Annotated in this window: 1 protein-coding gene (running past one end of the window); it reads left to right on the top strand. The window is 64.0% G+C overall.

Features of this window, described 5'->3' with window-relative positions; genetic code table 11:
* Nucleotides 1-26,483: the 5' portion of an LEPR-XLL domain-containing protein gene (locus AC1DYJ_RS08110; RefSeq protein ID WP_477283595.1), read on the top strand. 3,724 nt of this gene lie beyond the right edge of the window; only the first 26,483 of its 30,207 coding nucleotides appear in the window; the start codon lies at nt 1-3; the stop codon falls past the right edge of the window.

Genomic DNA, 26,483 nt, shown 5'->3' on the forward strand with positions numbered 1-26,483 from the left:
ATGGCATTTCCGTTCAAGTCGGAAGGCATTTCCGGTCGGCCAATCTCGCATAGGCGGGCGAAGCTTTCCGAAATCCTGAAAGCCAAGCTGGCGCGTCTGGCCAAGGGCTCGCGCGTGCAGCGCGAGCTTGCCGACCGCGTGCGGCTGATTTTCGACCCGCTTGAGCCGCGCCTGCTGCTCAACGCCGACCTCAACGTCAACCTGGCAACCGACGGCCCGAGCGTCGACCATGAAATCCTGGTCCGGCTGCTCGAAGAGGTGCAGACGGTCAACAACGTCGCCACCACCATCCAGCAGGTCCAGATCATCGATCAGACCGAGGGCGGCAAGGTGCTGGCCTTCGGCGACCTCAGCACGATGAACAGCATTTCGATAGCCGGCGGTGCCGGTAACGACACGCTGAAGATCGACGAGGATTCGTTCGGCACCCACACGCTGGTGCCGGTCATTTCGTTCAATGGCGCCGGCGGCAGCGACAAGGTGGTGTTCGACAGCTCCGCCAACGCCGCCTGGACGCTGAGCGGCAACAATGCCGGCAGCATCAATGGTGCCCATGTCGACGTGAATTTCTCCAGCACGGAGAACCTGAAGGGCGCAGACGGCAACACCGACACGTTTACGATCGCGGCTGCCGGCAAGCTCAGCGGCACGATGGATGGCGGCTTTGGCGGCCACGATACCATCGTCTATTCGGGCGGCCTGGCCGCCAGCAGCGCCACGCTCGGCGCCAACGGCTCCGGAAAAGTCACCTTCGCCAATCCGAATGGTTCGACGCTGGCCTTCGAGAACATGGAGCCCTTCGCCGTCAGCAGCGACGTGCTTGTCGTCGATCGCTCGGCGACTGTGGCGGGTGCGGCCAACAAGAACGTCGCCGTGCAGGCGAATGGCGCGAACTCGCTGCGCGTGATCATCGACGGGACCAACTACGATTCCGCTGCGACCGGCAAAGTCTGGCTCTACCTCGGCGACAGCGCCAATGTGACGACGCTGTCGTCGCTGCCCAGCAATGCCGGCTTCTCGCTGATGCTGGATGCCGGTGAGGAGATCGCCGTCAATTCAGCCGTGTCGACCGCGGGCAGCCTCGGCCTCAGCGCCGAGGACATCAACATCGGCGCTTCGGCTGTCATCAGCGCGCAGTCGATCGACTTCGAGGCCATCGACTGGGCGCGCACGTCGATCGACGCGGCCACGGTCAGCAATGCGCTGAATGCGGTCGTCGGCGCGGCTGCAACCGTCAACATCGCCGGCTCGCTGACCGCGACCGGGGCGATCACCGTTTCGTCACTCGCCGTCAATACGGTGAAGGCGCATGGCGTCGCCCAGACGACGCTGCGCACCATCGTTGCAACCCTGGCCGACACATCGACGGTGTCGCTGGCAGCGACCGCTTCGCTGACAGGTTCGACGGTGAGCGCCACGGCCGATACCGACGTCGATGTCGACATCATCGTCACCCGTGTGCCGATCCCCAATTTCCTGGGACTGACCGAGGTCGAGATCCCCGACAGCGTCCTTAACCTCACGAGCATCTCGACCGATCTCATCAATGAGATCAAGGCGGTCTCGCCAACCAATCCCACCGGCGCCTTCAGCACCGCTTCGCAGGCCTTCACCGACGCGCTGGCGCGTGGCGAGATCGTGGAGCAGGACCTCGAGACGATGGCGAAAAACGTCGTCGCCGGGTTCAGCAATTCGCAGGTTCATTCCGACGTCAACGTCACCAACATCACCACGGTGACGGTGGATGGCGCCGCCAAGATCATCCAGAATGGCGGTACGGCGACCGGCACCGCCGAAGTGACGCTGGCGGCGAGCGACAACAGCCTCGTGCGCGTTTCGCTGCAGACCGAAAAAGACGCGTTCCTGCCGACATTATCGACGATCGTGGTGTTCTCGGCGCTTGATTCCGACACGCTGGTTCAGCGCACGACCGGCGTTATCGTCGGTCCGGAAAGCGCCGTGGTGTCGACGCATCCGACGGTGATCGATGCCGACGGCAATGCCTCGATCGCCGCCGCCAACAGCGGCGAAGTGCGCAACGAGGTGGTTTCCGATTCGGTCGGCTCGGTCACCAACGAAGCGTCGGAAGGCACCAAGGCGCTGGTGCGCGGCGTCGCCGTGCTGGCAGGCGGCTTGAGCGTCACCGCCGACAGCAACACCACCTACACGTCGAGCAGCCTCGATGCCGAAAACCGGGTGACCGGCGATACATCGGCCGGGATCGATGAGAGCGTAATCACCGCGGGCGCGGGCGGCGTCACCGTCGCGGCGGCGGACCGTTCCACCATGGCGGCCTATGCCGAGCCGTTCCAGCCCAACATCACGCCGGCCGATGCACCGGCCAAGAAGCTGATCGCCAGGGTCAGCGTCATCAACGAGGTGTTGAAGAACACGACCGCTTCGATCGAGCAGTCGACCATCACGTCGTCCGGAACCGTCAGCGTCGCGGCGATCAATGCCACCAACATTGCCGCCTATGCGCAGTCGATCCCGCTCGAGGACGATGCCGCCGACGACCTGACCGATCCGCTCAGCGCCAAGAAGATCATGGGCGGCGTGCTTGCCGCCAACGTGGTCAACGGCTCGACCACGGCCTCGGTATCGCAAAGCACCGTGACCACCAGCAATGCGGCCGACGTCAAGGTTTCGGCGACCGACGACACGTTCATCGACGCCACGATCTTCGTCAACATCGACAGCCGCGGCAAGCTCGGCAGGCTGTTCAAGGGCGGCACCAAGTCGACGACCGGCCTCGAAGCGATGAACATCATCGGCTTCACGCTCGGCGCCGGGCCGACGCTCAACGGCAACACGCTGGCCTTGCAGAAGGCAACGCTCGATGCGTTGATCGGCACGCAGTTCTTCCAGAATGAAACGCCGGTGCTGGTCAGCGCCAACGTCACCGACTCTGTCGTTGCGGCCGCGGGTGCGCTGCTGGTCAGCGCGATGTCGAAGGGCGTCGCCAACACCACCGTCACCAACATCTCGAAGAACACGACGGATGTCGGCATCCTCAAGGCGGCCGCCAAGAACATGGCCGCAGTGCTCGCCAACAACCAGGTCAACCGTCTGGCCACCGCGACGATCGATGGCGGCGTGACCAAGAAATCCGTCAGCGCCGGCGGCGCGATCACTGTTTCGGCCAACGACGATTCGACGGTGCATTCGAACATCAAGATCACCGGCTCGGCCGAAGCCAGCAGCGACGGCGGCCTGCACAGCCTGGAGCGGTTCGTCGAAGACGGGCTCGGCGTGCAACTCGAATCCGACCGCAAGGTCACCGATGGCATCATCAAGCCCGTTGCCTATGGCACAACGGTCGGCCTCGACTACGATCTGGTCACCGACGGCAAGAAGACACCGCTCGACGTCAACACCGGCGACATCGTGCTTTTGTCCTCGCCGGGCAGCATCGGCCATCTCTACAAATATGTCGGCGTCGGACCGCACCATGTCGACTTCAAGGTTTCCGACCCGGCCAACGATTTCACAGACGAGACCTACTGGGAGGAGATTCCCGGCGAACCGGGCGATGTCTATACCTATCTCGGCGCCGACAACCCGTCGCTCGACCTGACCAAGGTCGATTTCACCGACAAGGATCTGTGGAAGCCGGATCTCGATTATTCGGTGATCACCGACAAGTACAATCTGCGCCAGGCCAGCGCCGGCTCGACCGGCATCGCCATCGTGCTCAATGATGTGCGCGGCGGCGCCAAGGCGCTGCTGACGCGGGCGACGGTGCATGCCGACACGGTTACGGTTTCAGCCGATTCGGCCGGCACGATCGAGGCTAATGCCGACGTCTACAACAGCGCCAAGGGCGGCGGGCCGTTCGACCAGGACAAGCTGATGGAGCAGATCGCGCCCAAGGGTGCGAAGGGCTTCATCTTCAAGAAACTTGCGTCCGCCGGCGGAACCAAGTCGCAAAGCGCGGTCGTCACCACCAATCTTATCCAGGGCGAGACCTCGGCCAAGATCGTCGATGCCACGGTCGGCACCGTTGCCGACAAGGTCGGCGCCGTCACCGTGCACGCCGAGAACAGCTCCTTCATCAATTCCGAGAATTCGACGGTCGCGACCGGCGAGGGCGCCAAGAAGGCGGCAGCCCTGCAGATCGCCAACAACACGATCGGCTGGGAGCGCAGCAACCTGCTGTTCAACACGCTCGAAACGCTGCTCGGCGACGTGGTTGACAACATCGCCGAACCGGTCGGCGCCGGCGATACCCAGCTGCGCGAGCAGCACCCGTTCGTGGTCGAGGCTTCGATCGCCAGTTCCAGCATTGTTTCGGACGCCGCGCTCGTCGTCGAGGCGATCTCGAGCGCAAAGATCGTGGCCACAGCCGACGCCAATGCCTCGGCAGCATTCGAGGCGCTGGCGCAAGCGTCGTCGTCGACGCTCGGCCTGGTCATCTCCGGCAACAAGGTCAGCAGTGGCGCGACGGCGACGATCACCGGCGGCTCGACGGACGCAGTTAGCGTCGACGTCCATGCCCAGGATGCCGCGTCGATCGAAGCGACGACCAATCTCGGCGCCGACAACAAGGTGGAAAACACGCTTGGCACCGACGTCCTGAACACCATCGCCGGCAACGTCCTCGACGACATCAAATACACGAGCAAGTCCGGCACGCCGGCCATGATCCTCGGCGACCGCGTCAGGGTCGAAACGCCGGAAGTGGATCTCGACGAAGAAGGCGCTGTCGCGACCGGCGTCCAGATCACGACGGGCGATCGTGTCCAGAAGGACGGCGTCATCTACCGCTACACCGGCGGCGGCACACTCACCGATCTGACCGGCATCAACTTTGCCACCAATGCCAACTGGGTGAAGACGACAGGCGAGCCGGGCGCGGTCTATGCATATATGGGCGCCGACGGCACGGCGGTGAACCTCGGTACGACCAACTTCACCGATTTCGGCCTGTGGAAGAAGATCAACACCGAAGCCCTGCTGCCGGCCGAACTGGTCAAGACCGGGCTGCTGGCGGCCGGCGTCAGCAAGAAGATCATCGACGGCAAGAGCAAGGCGCTGGGCGGCATCTTCGCCCGCAACCAGATCAATACGACGGTCGACGCCGAACTCGTCTCGACCAGCGTCACCACCTCCGGCGCGGTCTCGGTGACCGCGAAGCAGAGCGCCAAGATCACCGCCATCGACACCAGCCATTTTGAATCGCTCAACGATTCCGGCAATGCGTCGCTGGCCGCCAGCGGCGTCTCGGTCGCCAACACCATTTTGGGCAGCACCACCGCCGCCGTGACGGACAGCACGATCGCCAAGGGCACCGGTGCTGCTGCCAGCAACGACCTTATCGTTAGTGCGATCAACGACGGGAAGATCGATTCGACTGCGCTCAGCGCCGCTTATGCCGGCGGCAAGGCGGCCAGTTTCGTGCTGTCGTTCAACGCCATCGGCTGGGAGCCGCAGAACATCTTCTTCGACGCCGCCGACACGCTGATCGGTTCGCCCGAAGTCAGCGAGGCGCTGGGTGGCGAAAATCCGTTCCAGACGACCGCGTTCATCAAGAATTCGGATGTCGACATTGCCGGCAGCATCGCGCTTTCGGCCGACACCACTGCCGAGATCTCGGCGATCACCGGCAGCGAGGCCAAGCAGGAGTGGAACAACGGCTTTGGCGTTTCCGCCAAGTATGGCGCTTCGGGCATGGCTGCCGGCGTCATCCTCGCCAGCAACAAGGTCAGCGCCGGCGCCTCGGCCTATATCGACAACAGCGGGACCACGACCCGGCAGGTCGAGGCGGACGGGTCCATCGACGTCAATTCGTCCAATGCGGCAAAGATATCGGCCGACATCACCGTGGTGTCGACCGCACTGCCGGAAAACACGCTCGACGCGCTGAAAGGTGCTGTCGGCAGGGCGGCCGAGGAGCTCGGCGCCGGCGACTATGATTTCACCACCAAGTCCGGCGTTCGGACGGTTGAGAAAGACGACAAGGTTCGTGTTGCGCTCGACTATCTGAAGGCAGAGGTCGACCTCGATACCGTCGCGGCCGACGGTCCGCTCGACATCGTCCATGGCGATCTCGTCGAGAAGGGCGGCACCGTGTACCGCTATCTCGGGGCCGATCCGATCACGGCCAATACCGGCATCGTGCTGACCGACACGGCGACGTGGAAGGCGCTCGACGTCAATTCGGGCGAGGTCTACAAATATATCGGTGAGACGCCGCTTACCGACGTCAATCTCGGCAGCCACGACCCGCTGGTCATCGACTATTCCGACACGACGAAATGGCAGCAGCTGAAGACCTCGGACTTCGAGGACATCTTCTTCCCCAATGTCGGCAATGTCGTCACCACCAATGCCAAGTCGATCGGGCTCAGCATCGCCTACAATGACGTGCGCGGCGATTCCCAGGCTTACATCAAGAAAGCCACGGTCGACGCCGCGGCCGGCGACGTGAAGGTCGCTGCCAAGGGCGTTTCGACAATCACCGCCTACACCACCAACACCGTGTCGGCCTCGGGCGGCAGCGGCATAGACGGTTCGGGCAAGGTGCTCGGCTTCAGCGGCCAGATCGCCACCAATGTCGTGCTAGGCAAGACCACCGCGACTGTCCAGGACAGCACGGTTACCGGCGGCGGCGATATCGACGTCACCGCCGACAATGAGGCACGCATCGACGCGCGCATGTATTCGTCCGGCTCTTCGGGCGCGACTGCCGTCGGCGTCACGCTGGCCTACAATTCGGTCGGCTGGGACGCGCAGAACCTGCTGTTCAACACCATCGATACGCTGATCGGCGCGCCCTACATCTCCGACCAGGGCTTTGGCGACAATATCGGCGCCGGCGCCACCGCGTCGATCCTGACGAGTTCGGTCGACGTCGACGGCGCGATCGACGTGTCGGCGCTCAGCAACGCCCAGATCAACGCCACCGTCAGCAATGCGGCGGTGACGGAATCCGCCGCCATCCACGGCGCCTCGGGTTCGTCCTACGGCGTCATCATTTCTTCCAACAAGGTGTCGGGTGTCGCCAAGGCGACGATCGACAACACCGGGTCCACCGGCAAGACCATCGTCGCGGGCGACGGCATCCAGGTCACCGCCAACGATTCGTCGGGCGTCTACTCCAATTCGAAGCTGGTTTCGGACACCACGGTCAGCAGCGACGGCGGCGCGGCCATCATCCAGGAGACGCTGAACGATCTCTACGATGCCGACTACGACACCAAGCCGGATGCCGGCGGGGGCACCAAGATCCGCAACGTCAAGTTCGGTGACCGCATACGGCTCGCCGACGACTATGCCGGCAACGTCGTCATCAATCTCGACCAGATGCTGCCGCCGTCGAAGTTCCCGATCAAGACCGGCGACATGGTGCAGTTCGAAGCGACGGGCGACGAGGAAAGCGGTCCGGTCTACCAGTACAATGGCGAAAACAGCGTCATCGATCTAGAGGCGCTGGTGGCGGCGATCGCCGACGGCACGGAAAACCTCGATACCGATCCCGACTGGACCCGTGTCGGTGGCAATGCCGGCAGCATCTACATCTACATGGGTGACAATGCGAGCGGGCAGGGCCTCGACCTCGCGAACACGGATTTCACCAATCTCGGCTTCTGGAAGGAAGCGCCGGAAGCGACGATCCTGTTGCAGGACCTCAACCTGTCGGCGGCGCCCGCTAAGGCGGTCGGCGGCCTGATCGTCATGAACGACGTGCGTGGCGGCTCCAACGCCTCGATCAAGAACGCAACCGTCACCAGCACCGCCGGCGACGTCCAGGTGGTGGCGCTGGAAAGCGCCGACATCAAAGCCAAGGTCGACACATCGGTTTCGGCATCCGGCGGCAGCTCGGTCGACTGGGACGGCGACAGCAAGACCGGTGCGGCCGACACCAATCCGGCAACGACGCCCGGCACCACCACGCCCGATCCGACGACACCGGAAACGCCGACCGACCCGAAGCAGGAGACGGTGAAGGACAAGGTGCTGGCCATCAACGGCACCATCGCCACCAACATCGTGCAGTCGAGCGCCACCGCCACCATCGAAAACAGCGATGTGACCAGCGGTGGCGACGTCGATGTCGCGGCCCAGAATGTGTCGTCGATCGTCGCCGACACCAAGAGCTCGGCCTATTCCAGCGGCGGCGACACCGTCGGCGTGACGATGGCCTTCAATTCGATCGGCTGGCGGGCGACCAACATCCTGTTCAACGGCGTCGATGCGCTACTCGGCGACGATCTGATCGCCGACGCTTTCGGCGGCCGCAACCCGGCGATGACATCGGCTTCGATCATCGATTCCGAAATCGACGCCGACGGCGCGGTGTCGGTCACATCCGACAACAAGGCGTCGATCGATGCCACGGTCAGCAATGAGGCGACGTCCTCGGCTACCTCGATCTCGGGCACCAACGGCAAGGCCGTCGGCCTGATCATCGCCTCCAACAAGGTCGCCAGCGAAGCGACCGCCAAGATCGACAATAGCGGCGGGGCGGACCTCGAGGTCAACGGCGCCAGCGTCGAGGTCTCCGCGACCGACGATGCGTCGATCACCTCGCACGGCAATCTGCTGGCATTGGCCGAGATCAAGAACGACTACGGCATCAGCGTGCTGGCCAATCTGGCCAAGACGGCGCTGGGCAGCTACCAGTTCACCACCAAGTCCGGGGTGCAGACGCTCAATGACGGCGACCTGGTCTATATCGACGCCGACAAGGGCGATGCGACCGCCGGCGAGACCTGGGTCTATGATGGCCCGGACGGCGCCGTCGTCGACTTCTCGACCGAGGATTTCACCGGCAGCGAGTGGTCGAAATACATCGTCAACGATGTCATCGACTGGGTGAACGACAACATCGTGCCGAGCCTGGCCGGCGGTGACGCCGTGGGCGTCGGCGGCATGGCGATCCGCAACGACATCGACAGCGGCGCGGCCGCGACCATCAATGCGGCGACGATCATCGCCACCGGCAATGTGCTGGTTTCGGCGCTGCAGACCAGCGCCATCCTGGCGGACATCAAGGCACGCGTCGAAGTCACCGGCAGCGCTAAAGGCAAGTCGATCGCCGTCAACGGCGTCATCGCCACCAACAATGTGGTGAGCCACGCCAAGGCGAACGTCATCGACAGCGATATCTCCGGCGCCGATCTCGGCGTGAAGGCCGAGAGCTCGGCCGACATCGACGCGTCGATCGACGCCGACACCATCGCCAAGGCGACGGCGGTCGGTATCACGCTCGCCTTCAACACGATCGGCATTGCCGGCCAGAACTTCCTGTTCAACACCGTCGACGCCCTGGTCGGCACCGATCTCGTCGACACCATTTACGGCCATGACGAGAACGCGGCGATCGAGGCCAAGATCGACAATTCCAAGGTCGACATGACCGGCGCTGTGACGGTGTCGGCTACCGCTTCGCAGAAAATCAATTCGGAAATCTCCAATTACGTCAAGACGTTGCGCGGCGGCGCGCCGAACTCAGTCAGCGTCGGCGGCGTCTTTGCGCTGAACCGCGTGCAGATGGTGGTGGGCGCCTCGATCGAGGATTCCGCCAACATCGATGCCGATGGTGCACTGACCGTCTCGGCCAGCAACACCAGCGAGATCACCTCGCATGTCATCGCGCCGGTGATTTCCATCAACTATACATACGGCGCCAATCCGAACGGCAAATCCGTCTCGATCGGGCTGGTGGTGTCGCGCAATGCGGTCGACGCCACGGTTTCCGCCACCATCGACAATGTCGCCGACCTCAATGCCGGCAGTGTCTCCGTCAGCGCCTCGCAGGCTGGCAAGATCGACGCCACGGCTGCGGCTGCCGCCGTGTCGGTGGCTGCCGGCACCGGCAGCGGGCTGGCCGTCGGCGTCGCCGGCACCATCGCCTTCAACACCATATTGGGCGCGGTCGACGCACTGATCCTGGACAGCGACGTCGGCGCGACCGGCGACGTCACCGTTTCGGCGACGAACACAGCCGACATCGACGCCAAGATTGCCGCGGCGGCCGCTTCGCTCGCCGGCGGGTTCTCGGCCAACGGCACCGCGATTGCGGTCGGCATCGTGCTTGCCTTCAACTATGTCGGCTATGCCGGCAGCATCGAAGCGCCTGGCGTTGCGACGCCGCTGAAGACCGAAGCGCGCATCCGTCATTCGACGGTCGGCGGCAACAAGGTCGGGGTTACCGCGACCTCCAACCAGACCATCGATGCACTCACCGTGGCGGCATCCGTCGCAGTCGGTCTTTCGGCGTCCGGCAACGGCACGGCGTTCAGCGCCGGCGGCGTCTTTGCGCAGAACAGCATCGCCGCCGACACCACGGCCTTGATCGACGGCGGCACCGTCGCCGACGACAGATCGACCATCACCAGCGGTGCCGGCGGCATCGATGTCGAGGCGCTCAACACCAGCCAGATCCATTCGTTTGCCGCGGCCGCAACGGTTGCGGCTTCGTTTGCCTCCACCAATGCAAAGGCGATCGCGATAGGCCTTGCGGTAGCGCTCAACGACATCAAGGGCAGCGTCGAAGCCAATGCTGATCATGCCGACCTTACCGCCACCGATGGCGCCATCACGGTCAAGGCGGACAATCACGCGCTGATCGATGCCAAGGGCGCGGCGGCGTCGATGACGGTTGCCTTCTCCGGCACGTCTTCGATGGCCATCAGCGGCGCTGGTGCAGGGATCTCCAACCTTATCGGCGTCGACACGAAGGCGTCGATCACCGACTCGAGCATCCTCGACAGCGCCAGCGTTACCGTCGAGGCGCTCAGCCAGTCGACCATCGCCGCCACGGTTCTGGCGGCTTCGGCAGCGGTCGGCGGCGGTGGCACGACCGGCATCGGCGCCTCGATCGGCGCCGCGGTCGCGATCAACCGGATCGGCGATTGGACGATCGGAGAAGCGGTCGACACAACGAGCGGCCGCAAACTGCCCACCGGCAATGCAACGCTTGCCACCGACGGCACCACGGGCGTGCGTGCCTTCATCAGCAAAACCAGCGTGGAGAGCGACGGCCAGGTGAAGGTCGACGCCCATTCCAAGCAGGATATCGATGCCCTTGTGGCCGCCGGTTCGGTGGCGATCGCCGGCGGCGGTACGACCGGCTTCGGCGTCAGCGTCGGCGGCGTCTACACGCTCAATTTCGTCGCCGTGGCGACGCAGGCCTACATCACCGACACGCCGAGCGGCGGCGAGATCAATGTCGGATCGATCGATGTCGGGGCTCTCGACGAAAGCAGCATCGATGTGCTGGCGGGCGCGGCCAGCGTTGCCGCCGGCATGGCCGGCACCAATGGCGTTGCGGTGTCGATCGGCTTTGCCATGGCGCAAAACAAGATCCAGAACAATGTCGCCGCCTATCTCAAAGATATCGACGACGCCGAAGCGAGCGGCGCCATCGAAGTCAGCGCCGAGAACGGCGCCAAGATCCACTCCACCGTCGCCACCGCATCGATTTCGGTGGCCATCGGCGGCACCAACGGCATTTCGTTCAGCGGCGGCGGCGCGGTGGCGCTCAACAACATCGCCACCGACACCAACGCCTTCATCGAGGCAAGCACGATCACCGAAGCTGATACCGTCTCGGTCACCGCGAAGGCCTCCTCGACCATCAAGGCCGATACACTTGCCGTATCGCTGTCGCTCGGCGTCGGCGGCACTGTCGGCGGCGCAGCGTCGTTCGGCGCGGCCGTTGCGATCAACGAGATCGGCCATGGCGAAGCCGATCGCGACCAGGTCCAGGCCTATGTGCGCGGCAGCTCCATCGAAGCCACCGGCGCACTCACTGTCGACGCGACCTCCACCGAGATCATCGACGCCCTCGTGGCGGCCGGATCGGCGGCGATCGGCGCCGGCAGCACGGGTGTCGGCATCAGTGGCGCTGGCGCCGGCGCCCGCAACACGATTGCGGTGCGCACCGCGGCCTTCCTCGACGATCCGGACGACCAGACCGGATCCGTCATCACCGTCGGTTCGGCCGCCATCGGCGCCACCGACACCTCTCACATCACCGCAAATGTCGGGGCAGCCTCGCTGGCCGCAGGCTTCGGCGCCACGGGTGTCGCTGTCACCATCGGCGTTTCGATAGCGCTCAACGACATCCACAACGAGACCTATGCCGGCGTACTGGACGGCCAGACGCTGACCTCGACGTCAGGCGCTCTCTCGGTCAAGGCGACACAAGACGCCACGATCGATGCGCTCTCGGTAGCGGCGTCGATCGGCATCGGCATCGGCGCCAGCGCCGGCATCGCGTTCTCAGGCGCGGGCGCCACGGCCAAGAACACGATCAACGACAACACCATCGCCACGGTCGTCGGCAGCACGCTGGACAGTGACGGCGCCGTCACCGTGGAAGCGATCTCGACCTCCAAGATCACCGCGAAGATCGCCGCGCTGTCGCTCGCGGTCGGCGCCTCGGCGGGGCCAGGCGTCGGCGCCGCCATCGGCGTGTCGGTTGCGATCAACCAGATCGGCAACTGGACGGTTCCCGTCAATCCCGTCAAGGCGGACGGCACGCCCGATCCGACCCGGGCGCCGACCTTCAACGCGGCCAACAGCGGCGGCGTCAGCGCCACGATCATCAATAGCGGCGTGACGGCGGACGATACGCTCACGGTTCACGCCAAGGCAGGGCAGACCATCGATGCGCTGGTGATCTCCGGCGCCGTGGCGCTTGGCGCCGGCACTGTCGGCGTCGGCGTCGCCGGCGCCGGCGTCTACACCGAAAACATGATCGGCGTTCTGACCGAAGCTTCCATCACCGGCGCGTCTTCTTTCGACAAGGCAACGATCCGCGCAGCCAATGTGAATGTGAGCGCGGAAGACGTCTCGCACATCACCGCCAATGCCGGCGCTGCCGCGATCTCGGCGGCCATTGGTTCGGTCGGCGTCGGCGTCAGCTTCGGCGTCGCGGTCGCCAAGAACACCATCGCCAATGATGTCAGCGCCTATCTCGATTTCGCCGACGTTGAGGTGACCGACATACCGGTCCACAATCCGACCTACACCGCCGGCGTCGAGACCAATGTGCCGGCACATGCGGCAGCACCGGGCACGATCACTGTCTCGGCCAGCGAAGGCGCCACCATCGACGCGATTACGGCTGCCGCTGCCGTCGCCATTTCCGGCGGTGCGGTGTCGGTGTCGGTCGCCGGCGGCGGCGCGGTAGCGCTAAACACCATTCTCGGCGGAACGCGTGCCTATGCGACGGACAGCGTGCTGGATGCCGGTGGCGCCATCGGCTTCAGCGCGTCGAATACCTCTGTCATCAACGCCCATGTGCTCGCGGCTGCAGTCGGCGTAGCGATCGGTGGCGTTGCGGTCGGCGCCTCGCTCGGTTTCGGCGTCGCGCTCAACAATATAGGGTTCAAGGGCGACGGCACGCGTTCGGGCGTCGAGGTCTCTGCCTATCTCCAGGACACCGATGTCGACAGCTACGGCGCGCTCGGCGTGTCGTCGACATCCAGCCAGACGATCGACGCCAATGTGGCGGCGGCCTCGGTCGCGCTTGCCGTCGGCGGTTTTGCCTTCAGTGCCGCCGGAGCGGCGGCTGTGACGGTCAACAAAGTGGGCGTCGACGCCAGCGCCTTCATCGACGGCGGCACCATCAAGGCCAGCGACGTCACCGTCCAGGCGCAGGATACGTCGAAGATCGATGCCTTCGCCGGTGCTGCTGCGGTGGCGATCTCGGTCGGCTTTGCCACCGGCAGCAGCGCGATCGCGCTTGGCGTCGCGCTTGCCGACAATCTGATCGACAACGATATTTCCGCCTACGCCGAGGATGCCAACATCACCGTCACCGGCGACATTCCGGTGCGGGCCAATGGTTATATCTACACCGTGCCGGGCGCGGGGCCGACCTTCCTGCCGCGCGTCATGCCCGCCTATGCCGCCAACAGCGGCTCGATGTCGATCACCGCGAATGAGAGCGCCACGCTGACGTCGCGCGCCATCATGGCATCGCTTGCGGCGTCGACGGATCTTGGCGTCACTGTCGCCGGCGGCGGCGCGGTGGTCACCAACACGGTCTCTTCCACCACCGGGGTGCGGATCACCGACAGCACGCTCAACGTCAACGGTACGCTGACGATCAGCGCGCATGACGTGACCAAAGTCGTCTCCACGGTCGACGCCATTTCGCTGGCGATCGGCATTTTCAGCCTGGCGGCCGGTGGCGCATCGGCTACATCCAACATCGGCTCGACCGTTTCGGCCGATGTTTCGGGATCGAACGTCACGGCCGGCGCGGTCGTGATCGAGGCCGTGGCAACACCCAAGGCGCGGTCCGAAGCCAAGGGCGTCAATGCCGGCACCGCCGCGGTCGGCGTTTCGGTCGCCAAGGCCAATGTCGACACCCACATCAGCGCCGAGACAAGCAGCACGACGTTCAATGTCGACAGCCTGCGCGTCTCCGCCAGCCAGACGCTGCCCAGCGTCGGCGATACCGCGAACGCCAAGGCGCAAGGCCTTGCCGGCGGCCTGATCGGCGTCGACGCGACAATCACCGAAGCGATCAACACCAGCACGGTGGTGGCGCTGATCGGCACCGGCACGCTGATCACCGCGGCACGCGGCGTCAGCGTCGCGGCGCAGAACGACAGCCGCCAGCGCGCCGATTCCAACAGCGCCGCCTACGGCCTGGTCGCTGCCGGCGCCACCAAGGCCAAGGCGCAGTCGCTGCAGCATTTCGACAATGGCGTTGCCGTCGCCAACACCACAGCCCAGGTGGCGAATGGCATCACCATCAATGCCGGTACGATGAGCATTTCGGCGCTGGGCAGCGACGACAACCAGGCGACGAGTTCGCCCGGCGCCGGCGGCCTTGTCGGCATCGCCGCGGCGGTGGCGGATACGACTTCCAATGCGGTGACCCAGGCCGTACTGGGCGATAATGCGCAGATCACACTCACCAATGCGGCGACGCAGCTTGCCGGCGAGAGCGCGGCGAATTTCACCCTCTACAAAGCCAACGCCGGCCGTTTCGCCATGACGTCAGATCATCTGGCGCGCGCCAATACGGTGATCGTCACCAGCGCTTATGGCGTGCTTTCCGGCTCGGGCGCCGAGGCCGACAACAACATCACTTCGACCTCCAACGTGATTGTCGGCGACGGCGCCAAGGTCACCGCCTACGCCATCAACGCCACCTCGCTCAACCGCTTCGACAAGCCGAACATCGGCGACAACGTCAATGGCAGCACGGGCGGCCTGGTCGCCGGCGCCGGCGTCAGCAGCGACACGCATCTGACGCTGAACACCAAGACGCTGGTCAAGAACAACGCGCAGCTCACGGTCATCGGCACCTCCCTTACCGCCGGCGAGTTCACGCTGGCGGCGCGCAACGACATCCACTTCTACGAGAACGTCTCCTACAAGGGCGGCGGCCTCGGTTCCGGCATCGGGGCATCGAGCAAATTCGATGCCGACAATGTCTTCGCCACCGTCCAGATCGGAACCAATACGGCGGTCGACAACAATGTCGAGCTGAACACGGTCGGCGAGATCGACCTCAAGGCCGACACCAATGCCGATGCCGAGCTGCATGTCAGCGTCGACAATTACGGCGGCGTCACCGTGTCGGTGGCGGATGCCACGATCGACCTCAGCCCGACCAACAGCGTGCTCGTCGGCAACGGCTCGCACATCAAGGCGCTGAGCGACGTCAATGTGCTGGTCGGCATGGATGCCAATTCCAACCACGACGTCTATCGCGTCGCCGTCTACAGCGACACGTTCGCCGGCAGCGTCATCCCGATCGACCATGTCGTGTCCGACGCGCTGCTCTACCAGGAGAACCTGATCACCATCTTCGCCGGCGCGCTGGTCGAGACCGGCGGCAATGTCAGGCTGTTCGCCGACAAGTCGGCCTTCGCCAACATGACGTCGCAAGGCAAGGCGGTGAACTGGGCCTCGGCGCTGTCGGGCGCCATCGACAAGGCGCTGGGCGGCAACGCCTATGCGCAGTTCGACGGCCTGGCGCATACCGATTCGCATGCGATTGTCACCGTTGACGGCACCGTGCGCACGGGCCTCAACCGCAACATCGACATCACCATCACCGCGATCGGCGGGACGACGGCGAAACCGACCGTCACCTATAGCGGGGCCGGCTCGGATTCCGTCGAACTGGGCATCGACCAGGCACCGCTGGTTTCCAGCTATTTCGACCTGATCGCCGACGCCGAAGCCAAGAAGCTCGAATATTCCTCCAATCCCGACCTCGTCGCTTTCTACAATCGCGAGATCAAGCGGATGGTCAGCGAGCTGCAGTTCCTCGGCCTGGTCGAGGTGATGCCGATTCTCGATGCCCAGGGCCACCAGGTGGTCATCAACGGCGTGCCCCAGACCGGGCTGCTGCCGGTCCAGAAGAATGTGCTGACCATCCACGTCAAACCGATCCTGGCCGCAGCTGGCTATATCAACATCAATGGCGACGTGCTGCAGGGCTCGGGCAAGCTCGACGCGCCCGGTAATGTCAGCGTCAAGATCACCAACAACACGACCGCCTTCCTCGACATTCAGGGCATCTACATCCCCGAGAACAATGGCGGCGTCTTTTTCAACGGCTTCCAGAACGAGATCTCGAAGATCGACAGCGCGGAAACCGATCCGGCCATCGTGCGCGGCCTGCTCAACGGCGTGATCGCCGGGCAGAACCAGGCCAACGCCAATGACGACAATTCGGACGACCAGCGCGGCGGCGAGCCGGTGCTGGTTCCGGGCCTGGTCAATCTCGACATCACCCGCACCTTCGGCGTTGCGCCGGTCAACACGGTGCTGATCAAGAACACGCTGATCGTCGACACATCCCACAATCCGTGGCCCGGAATCACCGTCTCCGGCGATATCGATGCGATCTCGGCCAGCGTTACGCTCGACAACAGCATCGGTTCCGGCGACATCACCATCACCGGCAACATCCACAGCGCCTCGCTGCATGTCATCACTGCCGGCATGGTGGTGATCGACCTGCCGCCCGGCAGCGTGCTCAACACCGGCGGCGACCCCTATCTGGCGTGGAAGCAGATCACCAATCCGGACGGAATGGGTGCGGCGACCAATGCCGACCGCGATGCCGAACTCGCAAAAGCACCGACCAGTGGCATCTATGCCAGCCTGATCTCGATCAACGCCGAATATGTGAACCTCAACGGCCTGATCCAGAGCGGCTCGAGCGACTATGTGCTGAACATCGGCGCCGACACGATCGCCGAAATTGAGCAGATCAAGAAGGACATTGCCAGCGGCAAGATCCAGCCCGGCAAGATCATGCTGAAGACCGCCCAGTACAACGAGTTCAAGGCGTATTGGGATTCGGACCTCGGCAAGATCGTCATCCAGGAATTCCGCACGCCGGCCGGGTCGATCACCATCACCGGCAAGCTGATGAACACCGGCAAAGGCCAGATCAAGGCGCTCGGCGCCTATGTCAACGTCACCGTCAACAACGCCTCGAACTATGACGTTCTGATCAAGCGCATCGATGTCACGGAGCGCGGTCTCGGCACGATCATCCTCAACGACAAGTCGAAGCGCAGCGACGGCGGCTATACGCAGACCTGGTACCAGACGCAGATCGACGGCACGGTCGACGTGCGCGTCGTCGATTTCAAGCCGGTAGTGGGCGCGCTCGGCGCAAACGGCCAGCCGGTGGCGACCAAGCAGATGGTCGAGACCGGGGCGGTCACGCTCAACACCGTTACCGGCCAGCACAATGGCAGCTGGGATTACGTCACGCAGTACAATCCGCAGGCCGGATGGCGCTACGGCTGGTCGGTGGCCACCAAGACGCTGGAGAGCGTGACGACCACCTACGGTACGTCAGCCTGGCTCGGCATCGATGCCCTCGCTCTGGATCCGAACAACGTCGTCAAGACGGAATACAAGCTGCTCGAACAGCCGACGCTGGTTCCCGGCAGCGACTATTTCTACCAGAGCAACGTCTCCGACCCGTATGCGCATAGCTCGGCGACCGTTACGCTGAGCCAGACCGATCCAGTGCCGGGCGACAAGTGGACGACCAGCACCTGGTACGGCAAGAAGACCTACTACCAGAAGTTCACGGTCGAGCGCCGTACGCAGACGACGGCGACCAATTCGATCAAGGCCGACCTGCCGGTGCAGATCAGCTTCATCGGCTACGAGGAAGCCACGGTTAAGATCAACTCGACCGGCTCGGGCAAGGTCATCGTCGACAACGGCATCTACAACGACACCGGCCTGACCCAGGTCGTCTCCAACACGGTGATCGAGGCCAGCAACGACAATTCGGTCGTCCAGGGCGTGCGCGTCACGCTTGACGGCAAGCAAGGCATCGGCACCGACGAGCGGCCGCTGCAGATCGACCTCGTCGATAAATATCCCGAGGGCTACAAGGGCGTCGCCGGCCAGTCGACCGCCTATGCCTACCTGACCGGCCACTCCGCCAATGGCGACATCTACATCAAGGAACGCACCGGCGACATGTCGATCAAGTCGGTCGTCGCCGACAAGGGCAATGTGACGCTGATCGGGCAAGCCGGCATCGTCGTTGCCGATTCGGGCCCCGGCACCTACCTGCAGGGCCTGGTCAAAGGCGCCAAGATCACGCTGACCGCCGACACCTATGTCGACGGCCAAGGCGCACTGCCGGCCGGCGCCCAGGGCGGCGTCGGCAATTCGACGACACATGCGCTGCAGATCGATTCCGGCGACGGCAATGACGACAAGGTCAACATCACCGCGCAGGGCGATGTCTTTGTCTCCGAGACTGCTGGCAACATGCATCTCGAGCGGTTGACCACGCTTGGCAATGTCTGGATCGAGGTCCAGAACGGCTCACTGATCGATTCCGACGATATCTCGGTCAAGGACAAGCGCACCTATGACGAGCTGAAGGCAGGCGTCTGGACCGACCTGCAGCTGACCGGAACCACCGGCGCACAGGACAAGATCAACGCGACGCTGCTCGGCTACGAGATGCTGAAGCGCGGCGAGTACGACACCTACTGGCGTCTGAAGTCGAGCCTCGACCCGGTCTCGGGCACGGTGAAGCTGAGCGACGCCGAACGCCAGTACTACGAAGACACGCTTTCGCCAGCGGATGCCGCCGCCGCGATCGCGACGCTGGAAGCCAATCGCACGGCCCAGTACATCAACCTAAGCGCCATCTATGCCGGTTACGGTTCCACCTACCGTCCGGACATCGAGGCGGCCTACAAGCAGTACTGGGCTTACCGCAACACGCAGGCCAATCCGACGGCATTCGACCCCAACCACCAGATCGTGCTGACGGCCGGCCAGAGCGCAGCTGTAGCAGATAAGGTAACTGCCAGCGGCACCGCGGCCCTGCAGGCGCAGGGCGCGATCGACCTGCGTGCCGAGGCGAACGACCTCAACGACGCTGCCACCGATCCGCTTGCGGGCGACGCCCTGGAATCCTACATCAAGTCCTATATCGCCGATCACATTGGCGCCTATGTTGATGCCGGGCTGCAGGCCTATGTCGACGCCCATCTGCAGGATGCGCTCGACTCGGAATCCGACAGGCTGACCGCCGATTATGCCGACCTCGACAAGATGTTCGGCCGCCTCGGCCAGACCCAGCAGGATGCGACGCTGTTCATGAGCGCCGACATCAAGGCCGACTACGACCAGTACTGGAGCTACCGCAGCGGCCAGACCGATCCGACCAAGTTCGACCCCGAATATGTCGTAGCCATCACCGGCTCCGAGCTGACCACGCTCACCGCCACCTTGACCACGCAAGGGACGCTCAGCGGCCTGTCCGGCAGCGCGCTCAGCGCCTATGTGGCGGACGGCATCCAGACTGAGCGCGATATCCGCACCGCAGACTACCGCAAGCTCAACGAGCAGTTCGGCACGCTGAACGAAACGCAGAAGGACGCCGCGCGGACCTTCGGCTACAGGCTCCTGTTTGCCGTCGGCAACAAAGCGACCGAGCTCACCAGCACGATCAAGGTCTGGTCCGAGGAAGAGCTGCTCAATGCGTTCGGGTCGGGCCTGACCAAGTCGGTGACCGACACGGAAGTGGTGATCGAAAGCGCCAACATCGTCGGCAAGAATGTCGAGATCCACGCCAAGCAGAACATCGGCACCGTGCAGGCCGAGCTCCAGCTCGACCTCGGTGACGGCAACCAGCACATCATCCTGACCGACGACCAGCGGGTGGCGCTTGCCGCCGCCGAGCGGCAGGACATCGTCTATGTCGGCGGCTACGAGACCTCGCCCGGCGTCGTCGCCAGCTCATACATCGCCTCGACGGTGGTCAACTTCACCGCGCTGGCGGGCGGCACGCAAGGCACCATCACCGGCGGCGCCAACTGGCCGACCGGCATGTTCAAGGCCGGCGACCTGCTCTACATCGCCGGCAACACCCAGAACACGACCGAGGACAATGCCTATTTCACCGTCGTTTCGGTGATCGGCAACGTCATCACGGTCAGTGTGGGCCCGGATCAGTCGTTCGTCACCGAGCTCGGCCGCACGGTCGCGCTGGCCAAGGTGGTCGACGACCCGATGAGCACGACCGAGCGCATCACCCGCGTCATCGTCAACCGCCGCGAGGACGTCGACCTGACGGTCGGCGAGCTTTTGACGGCCAAGGCCGGCGGCGCCATCTATCTCGGCTCCGAAGCGACCATCAAGCTCAACAATGTGGTCGCCGGCGAGGGCACGGCGAATGGCGACGACATCCGCATCAAGACCAGCGGCAGTCTGGTCAATGCGGCGGCGAGCGGCGTCAATCTCGACGGCGCCAACATCCTGCTGGAAGCCAGCAAGGGCCATATCGGCGAGGACGGCAAAGCCGTCACCGTCACCATGCGCGGCGACGGCGGCCTCATCGCCAGGGCCCAAGACAATGTTCGCATCACCGCTCCGACCAGCGATCTCAGGATCGAATCCGTCTATTCCAAGGGCGGCAACGCGTATCTGACCGCGACTGCCCAGTCGATCGTCGACGCGCTGCCCGGCTCGACCGCAACCAAGGTGCAGGCGCAGCATATCTGGCTCAGCGCCGGCGGCAGCATCGGCACCAGCACCAACGCGCTCGAGATCGATGTCACCGGCAGCCTGTCGAGCGATCCGGCCATCAACGCCACCAACCGCGGCACGATCATCGCGGTGGCGGGCGGCTCGATCTTCCTGACCGAGACGCATGGCGACATGAATCTCCGCGGCATCCAGTCGATCAATGGCGACGTCACGCTGGTGGCGGAAGAAGGATCGATCGTCGACGCCGAACTGCCGGATCCGAACTACAACCTCAGCATTCCGGACTCCAACAACGACCCGTTGCATCCGACGCGGGCGCTGGTGTTGCCGAAGGCCGACGTAATCGGCCGCAATGTCAACCTGACGGCCCATATCGGCATCGGTTCCGTCGCCAACGAACTCGACATCGACAGTTCCGCTTCAGCAGCGGGCACGGTCAGCGCGCACACCGACCTCGAAAGCATCTATCTGATCGAGACCGCGGGCGATCTGATCCTCAACGAAGTCGGCGCGGGTACCGCCAATGCGGCGGCGTTCGCCGATGCGGTGGCCTTCATCACCGCGGTCAATGGCAGCATCCTCAACGGCCGCACCGATGGCTTTGCCAACGTTGTCTCGAAGAAAACCTATCTGTTCGCCTCCAAGAGCATCGGCACCAGCTCGAAGCGTCTCACCACGGCAGTCGCCAATCTCGAATCCTGGTCGTTTGCGAACGACACCTGGGTCGAAAATCTCGGCGCGCTGGAAGTTGGCGGCGTGCGGGCCGAGACCTCCGGCGTTAATGCCGGCGGCGGCGCTTATATCAAGGCATCGAGCCCGATCCTGATCACCGAAAGCAGCATTGCCGAGCAAGCCGAGCTTGAATTCTGGGCCGAGGACGACCTTGAAGGCACGCATATCGGCGACGACGACCTTCCCGACGACATCACCGTTGCAGCCGGCGTGACGCTGCAAGCGTCGCTGGGCGATGTGCGCCTTCTTGCAGGCGACGACGTCCACACCAACGCTACCTCGGTCATCATCTCGCCAACCAAGATCCTGATTGCCGGCGACTATCAGGCCTCAGGCGTCACCGACCCCGATCCGGGCGTCGGCACCTACATCGAATTGCACGGCGCGCTGCAGGCGCCGCAGATCGAGATCGTCGGCGGCCTCGACAGGGACAGCATCCTGATCGACGTCGCCGCGCTGCGCGGCAACACATTTGTCCATGGCGGCGAGAGCGAGGACCTCATCACGGTCAACAAGCTGCCGTCGATGACCACCTATCTGGGTCAGGACGTAGCGCCGGGCGCCAACGGCCTGCCGGCCTTCGGCCGCAATGCTGCCGGCCGCATCATCCGCGACGAACTGACGATCGACGGTGAGGGCGGCACCGATGCCGTTGTCGTCAACATCGAGGGCGACGCCGACTATGTCATGAACATCCATGACAGCGGCGCCGGCGACGATGGCGTCGACACGCTGACCATCGAGGGCACAAACATTGCGGACACCTTCCTGTTCCGCAAGAATTTCATCGCCCATATGGTGCCGGACGGCACCGGTGGTTACCTGCCTGCAGTCGAGCGCATCAATTATGACGCCAGCAGCAACGGACGCGTCATCGTCGAGGGCAATGAGGGCAACGACCGCTTCTATTTCGACGACAATGCGGCGATCCTCACCGTCGACGGCGGCGTCGGCAACGACTTCTTCCAGGTTGGCCAGATCTTCGGCAGCTCGCGCGACCAGAAGGTCGATGCCGATGGCAAGCTCGATCCGAACGGCGCCTATGCCATCATCTCGGAAGAAGACCGCTTCGCGACGATCGAGACGACCCTCGGCTACCTGTCGCAAGGCATCACCGTTCCGGCCGTGCTCTATGGCGGCAGCGGCGAGGACATGTTCGTCGTCTATTCCAACCATGCCGACCTCAGGCTCGAGGGCGAGGACGACAATGACGAGTTCGTCATCCGCGCCTTCGCGCTGGCCGAGGGCGTCAACGTCAAGGTCAATGGCGGCAATGGCGACGACGTCATCCAGTACAATGTCAACGCACCGGTCAACATCGACGGCGGCGCCGGCTTCGACCGGGTCGTGGTGCTGGGCACTGAACTTGATGACACCTTCGTCATCACCAAGGACGGCGTCTACGGCGCCGGGCTGACGATCAAGATCAGCAATGCCGAGGCGATGGACGTCGACGGCCTCGAAGGCGACGACACGTTCTATGTGCTGTCGACCGCCGACGATATCGTCACCACGCTGATCGGCGGCCTTGGCAGCGACACGTTCAATGTCGCGGGCGATGTGACGCAGACCGTGGTGTCGGACGACGCCAATGGCGACAGCGGCACGATCACCCATACGGTAAGCAGCGCCGACCCGCGCTTCAACGGCCTGTTCACGCCCGGCATCGATCTGACCACCAAGGGCAGCACCGCCGTTGCGGTCGATATCGACGACGGCCTGCAGGTGAAGGAAGACGATGCGACATCGGTGGACAGCTACACGCTGACGCTGCCGATGGCGCCGGTTGCCGGCACCATCGCCTATGTCACTGTCTCGGCCGCGCAGGCTTCGGCCCAGCAGCGCGCCAAGCAGGGCCAGACCATCCTGGTTTCGCTGGACGGCATCAACTTCGCCGAAGCCGTCACCGTCGCCTTCGACGACGTCAACTGGGCTGCTGGACAACGCATCTACGTCAAGGCGATCTCCGACAGCGCCGAGGAAGGCAAGACGGTCGTCGCCATCAGCCATTCGGTCATCAATGTCGACAGCAACGGCGTCACCCAGCCGCTCGATAATTACGAGATCCCGAACGTGCTGGTCACCATCATCGACGATGACAAGCCGGACGCCATCATCACCGAAAGCGGCGGCTCGACCAGCGTGTTCGAAGGTGGCGCCACCGACGATTACACAGTTGTGCTGAGCAAGGCGCCGGCCGCCGGCGAGATCGTCACCGTGACGCTCGCCTCCAGCAGCAACCAGGTCAACCTGTCGCGCACGACGATCAAGTTCGGGCTGGTCGCAGATATCCCGAACGGCATCTTTGCCTGGGACGACGCACAAACCGTGCTCGTCTCCTCTCCGAGCGACGGCACGCCCGAAAACCGCATCGTCGCTACCATCAGCAACACCGTCACCTCCGACAAGGCGGATGGCGTCTATGCCGATGTCGACAGCCAGAAGGTCAGCGTCGAGGTGGTCGATTCCGACACCGCCGCTGTCCGGATCATCGAGACCAATGGCAACACCACGGTATCGCAGGCCGGCGAAACCGACAGCTACCAGATCGTGCTGTCGACACAGCCGACTGCGCCGGTGACGGTCCACATCACCATTGACGGCCAGGCCAGCGTCGATCTCGGCGCCTCACCCGGTGTGCAGCAGGACGCCACCGGCTACTTCGTCGTCTTCGACGGCACCAACTGGGACCAGCCGGTCACCGTCAATCTCGTCTTCGACGGCACCGTGCAGGCGCCGCCCGAAGGCATCCGCGTGTTCTCGCAGCAGCCGCATGACCTGACGCGCATCGGCGGGCCGTTGTTCGTCGAGGGCGGCGTCGGACCGGAAGACCGTTCGCTCACGCCTTCAGTGGCACTGCCGGACGAATTCAACCCGCAAGTTGTCCGGCAAATCGAGGTCGATGACGGCACCGATGTCGACCAGCTGGTCGTGTTCAGCGACACCGCACAGGCGCCGCTGACGGGCGTTTTGACCGACACCCATATTTCGGGCCTCGGCATGCCATCCAACCCGCTGTCGGTCGACTACAATGACGGCAATCCGCCGGTCGATGTTGCGCGCGGCATCACCTACACCAATCTGCAAGTGGTCGAAGTCCTGCTTGGCGTCGCCAACGACAACTTCACCATTGAGAGCACCAAGGACCAGACGCTGACGGTCGTGCATGGCGGCGGCGGCAGCGATACGCTGACTGTCCACAACAGCACCGGACCGGTCGTCCTGTTCGGCGACACGTCCGCCAACGGCCTGCGCTACTCCTCGACGCCGGGCACGCCGAACGGCACCGCCTATTCGTTCCTCAACACCGGCAACGACATCATCGATGCCTCGGGCGCCCATGGCGTCGTGGTCATCGACGGTGGCGCCGGCACGGACACGCTGACCGGCGGCCACGGCACCAACTTCATCGCCGGCGGCGCCGATGCCGATCACATCTTCGGCGGCATCACCGGCAAGAACTGGATCATCGGCGACTCGTCGTTCGACGTCGACTATCGCAACCGTACCGTCATCATCGACCATGACGGCAAGAACGCTCAAGGGATCACCGAAACCGCCGGCGCCGACATCATCACTGGCGGCGACACCGGTGACGTCATCATCGGCGATCACGGCACCATCACCCAGGTGGCGACGGTCAATGGTTCGACGCTGGTGCTGGTGCCCGGCACACTCGACATGATGCTCGACCGCGCGGTCATCAAGGTCGAGACATCGAACCCGTCGGTCGGCGGCGACGACCAGATCGACGCCGGCAAAGGGCCCAACATCGTCTTCGGCGGCTTTGGCGCCGACATCATCAAGAGCACCGGCGGCCAGGACCTGGTTATCGGCGACAATGGCAGCGCCGAATTTGCAAATGGCCTGCCGACGATCATCAAGACCACGTCGCCGGAGTTCGGCGGCGCCGACCAGATCACCAGCGCCGGCGGCCGCAACATACTGGTCGGCGGTTCGGCCGCCGACTCGATCAAGGTGCTTGGCGGCAGCGTGCTCGACATCGGCGACGTCGTGCTCGGCGACAATGGCGTGATCCTGTTCGACGCCTTTGGCAACGTCACCAGCATCGAAAGCACGGACCCGATCTATTACGGCGACGATGTCATCGAGACGGGCGCCGGCGACAACATCGTCATTGCCGGCTCGGGCAACGACAAGGTGACCTCGCAAGGCGGCGACGACGTCATCCTCGGCGACAATGGCAAGGCAACGTTCGAAAACAACATCCTGCGCCGGATCGAGAGCACATTCGCCGATTTCGCACCGACGCTGAACGGCGTGCCGGTGATCATCGGCTACAAGGATACGATCAAGGCCGGATCGGGCCGCAACGTCGTGTTCGGCGGCAATGGCGATGACGACATCACTGCCGGCGACGGCGACAGCGTCATCCTCGGCGACAACGGGCTGGCGATCTTCGGCGCCACCGGCCTGCGCGTCTCGGTCGAGACGACCGACATTGCCTATGGCGGCAACGACACCATCACCATCGCCAGCGGCAACCACGTGCTGATGGGCGGCTCGTTCGCCGACAAGATCACAGCCGGCGGCGGCAACGACGTCATCCTGGGCGACAACGGCATTGCGCTTTACGTCGACGGCAAGATGACCAAGGTGCGCAGCGAGTGGACAGACTATGACGGCATTGACGACATCCAGGCCGGCAATGGCAGCCATGTCGTGTTCGGCGGCGGCGCCGGCGACAAGGTGACGATCGGCACCGGCAACAGCGTGGTGTTTGGCGACAGCGGCCATGGCGAATTCGCTAACGGCCTGCC

It is taken from the genome of Mesorhizobium sp. P2_B11, from assembly GCF_056404855.1.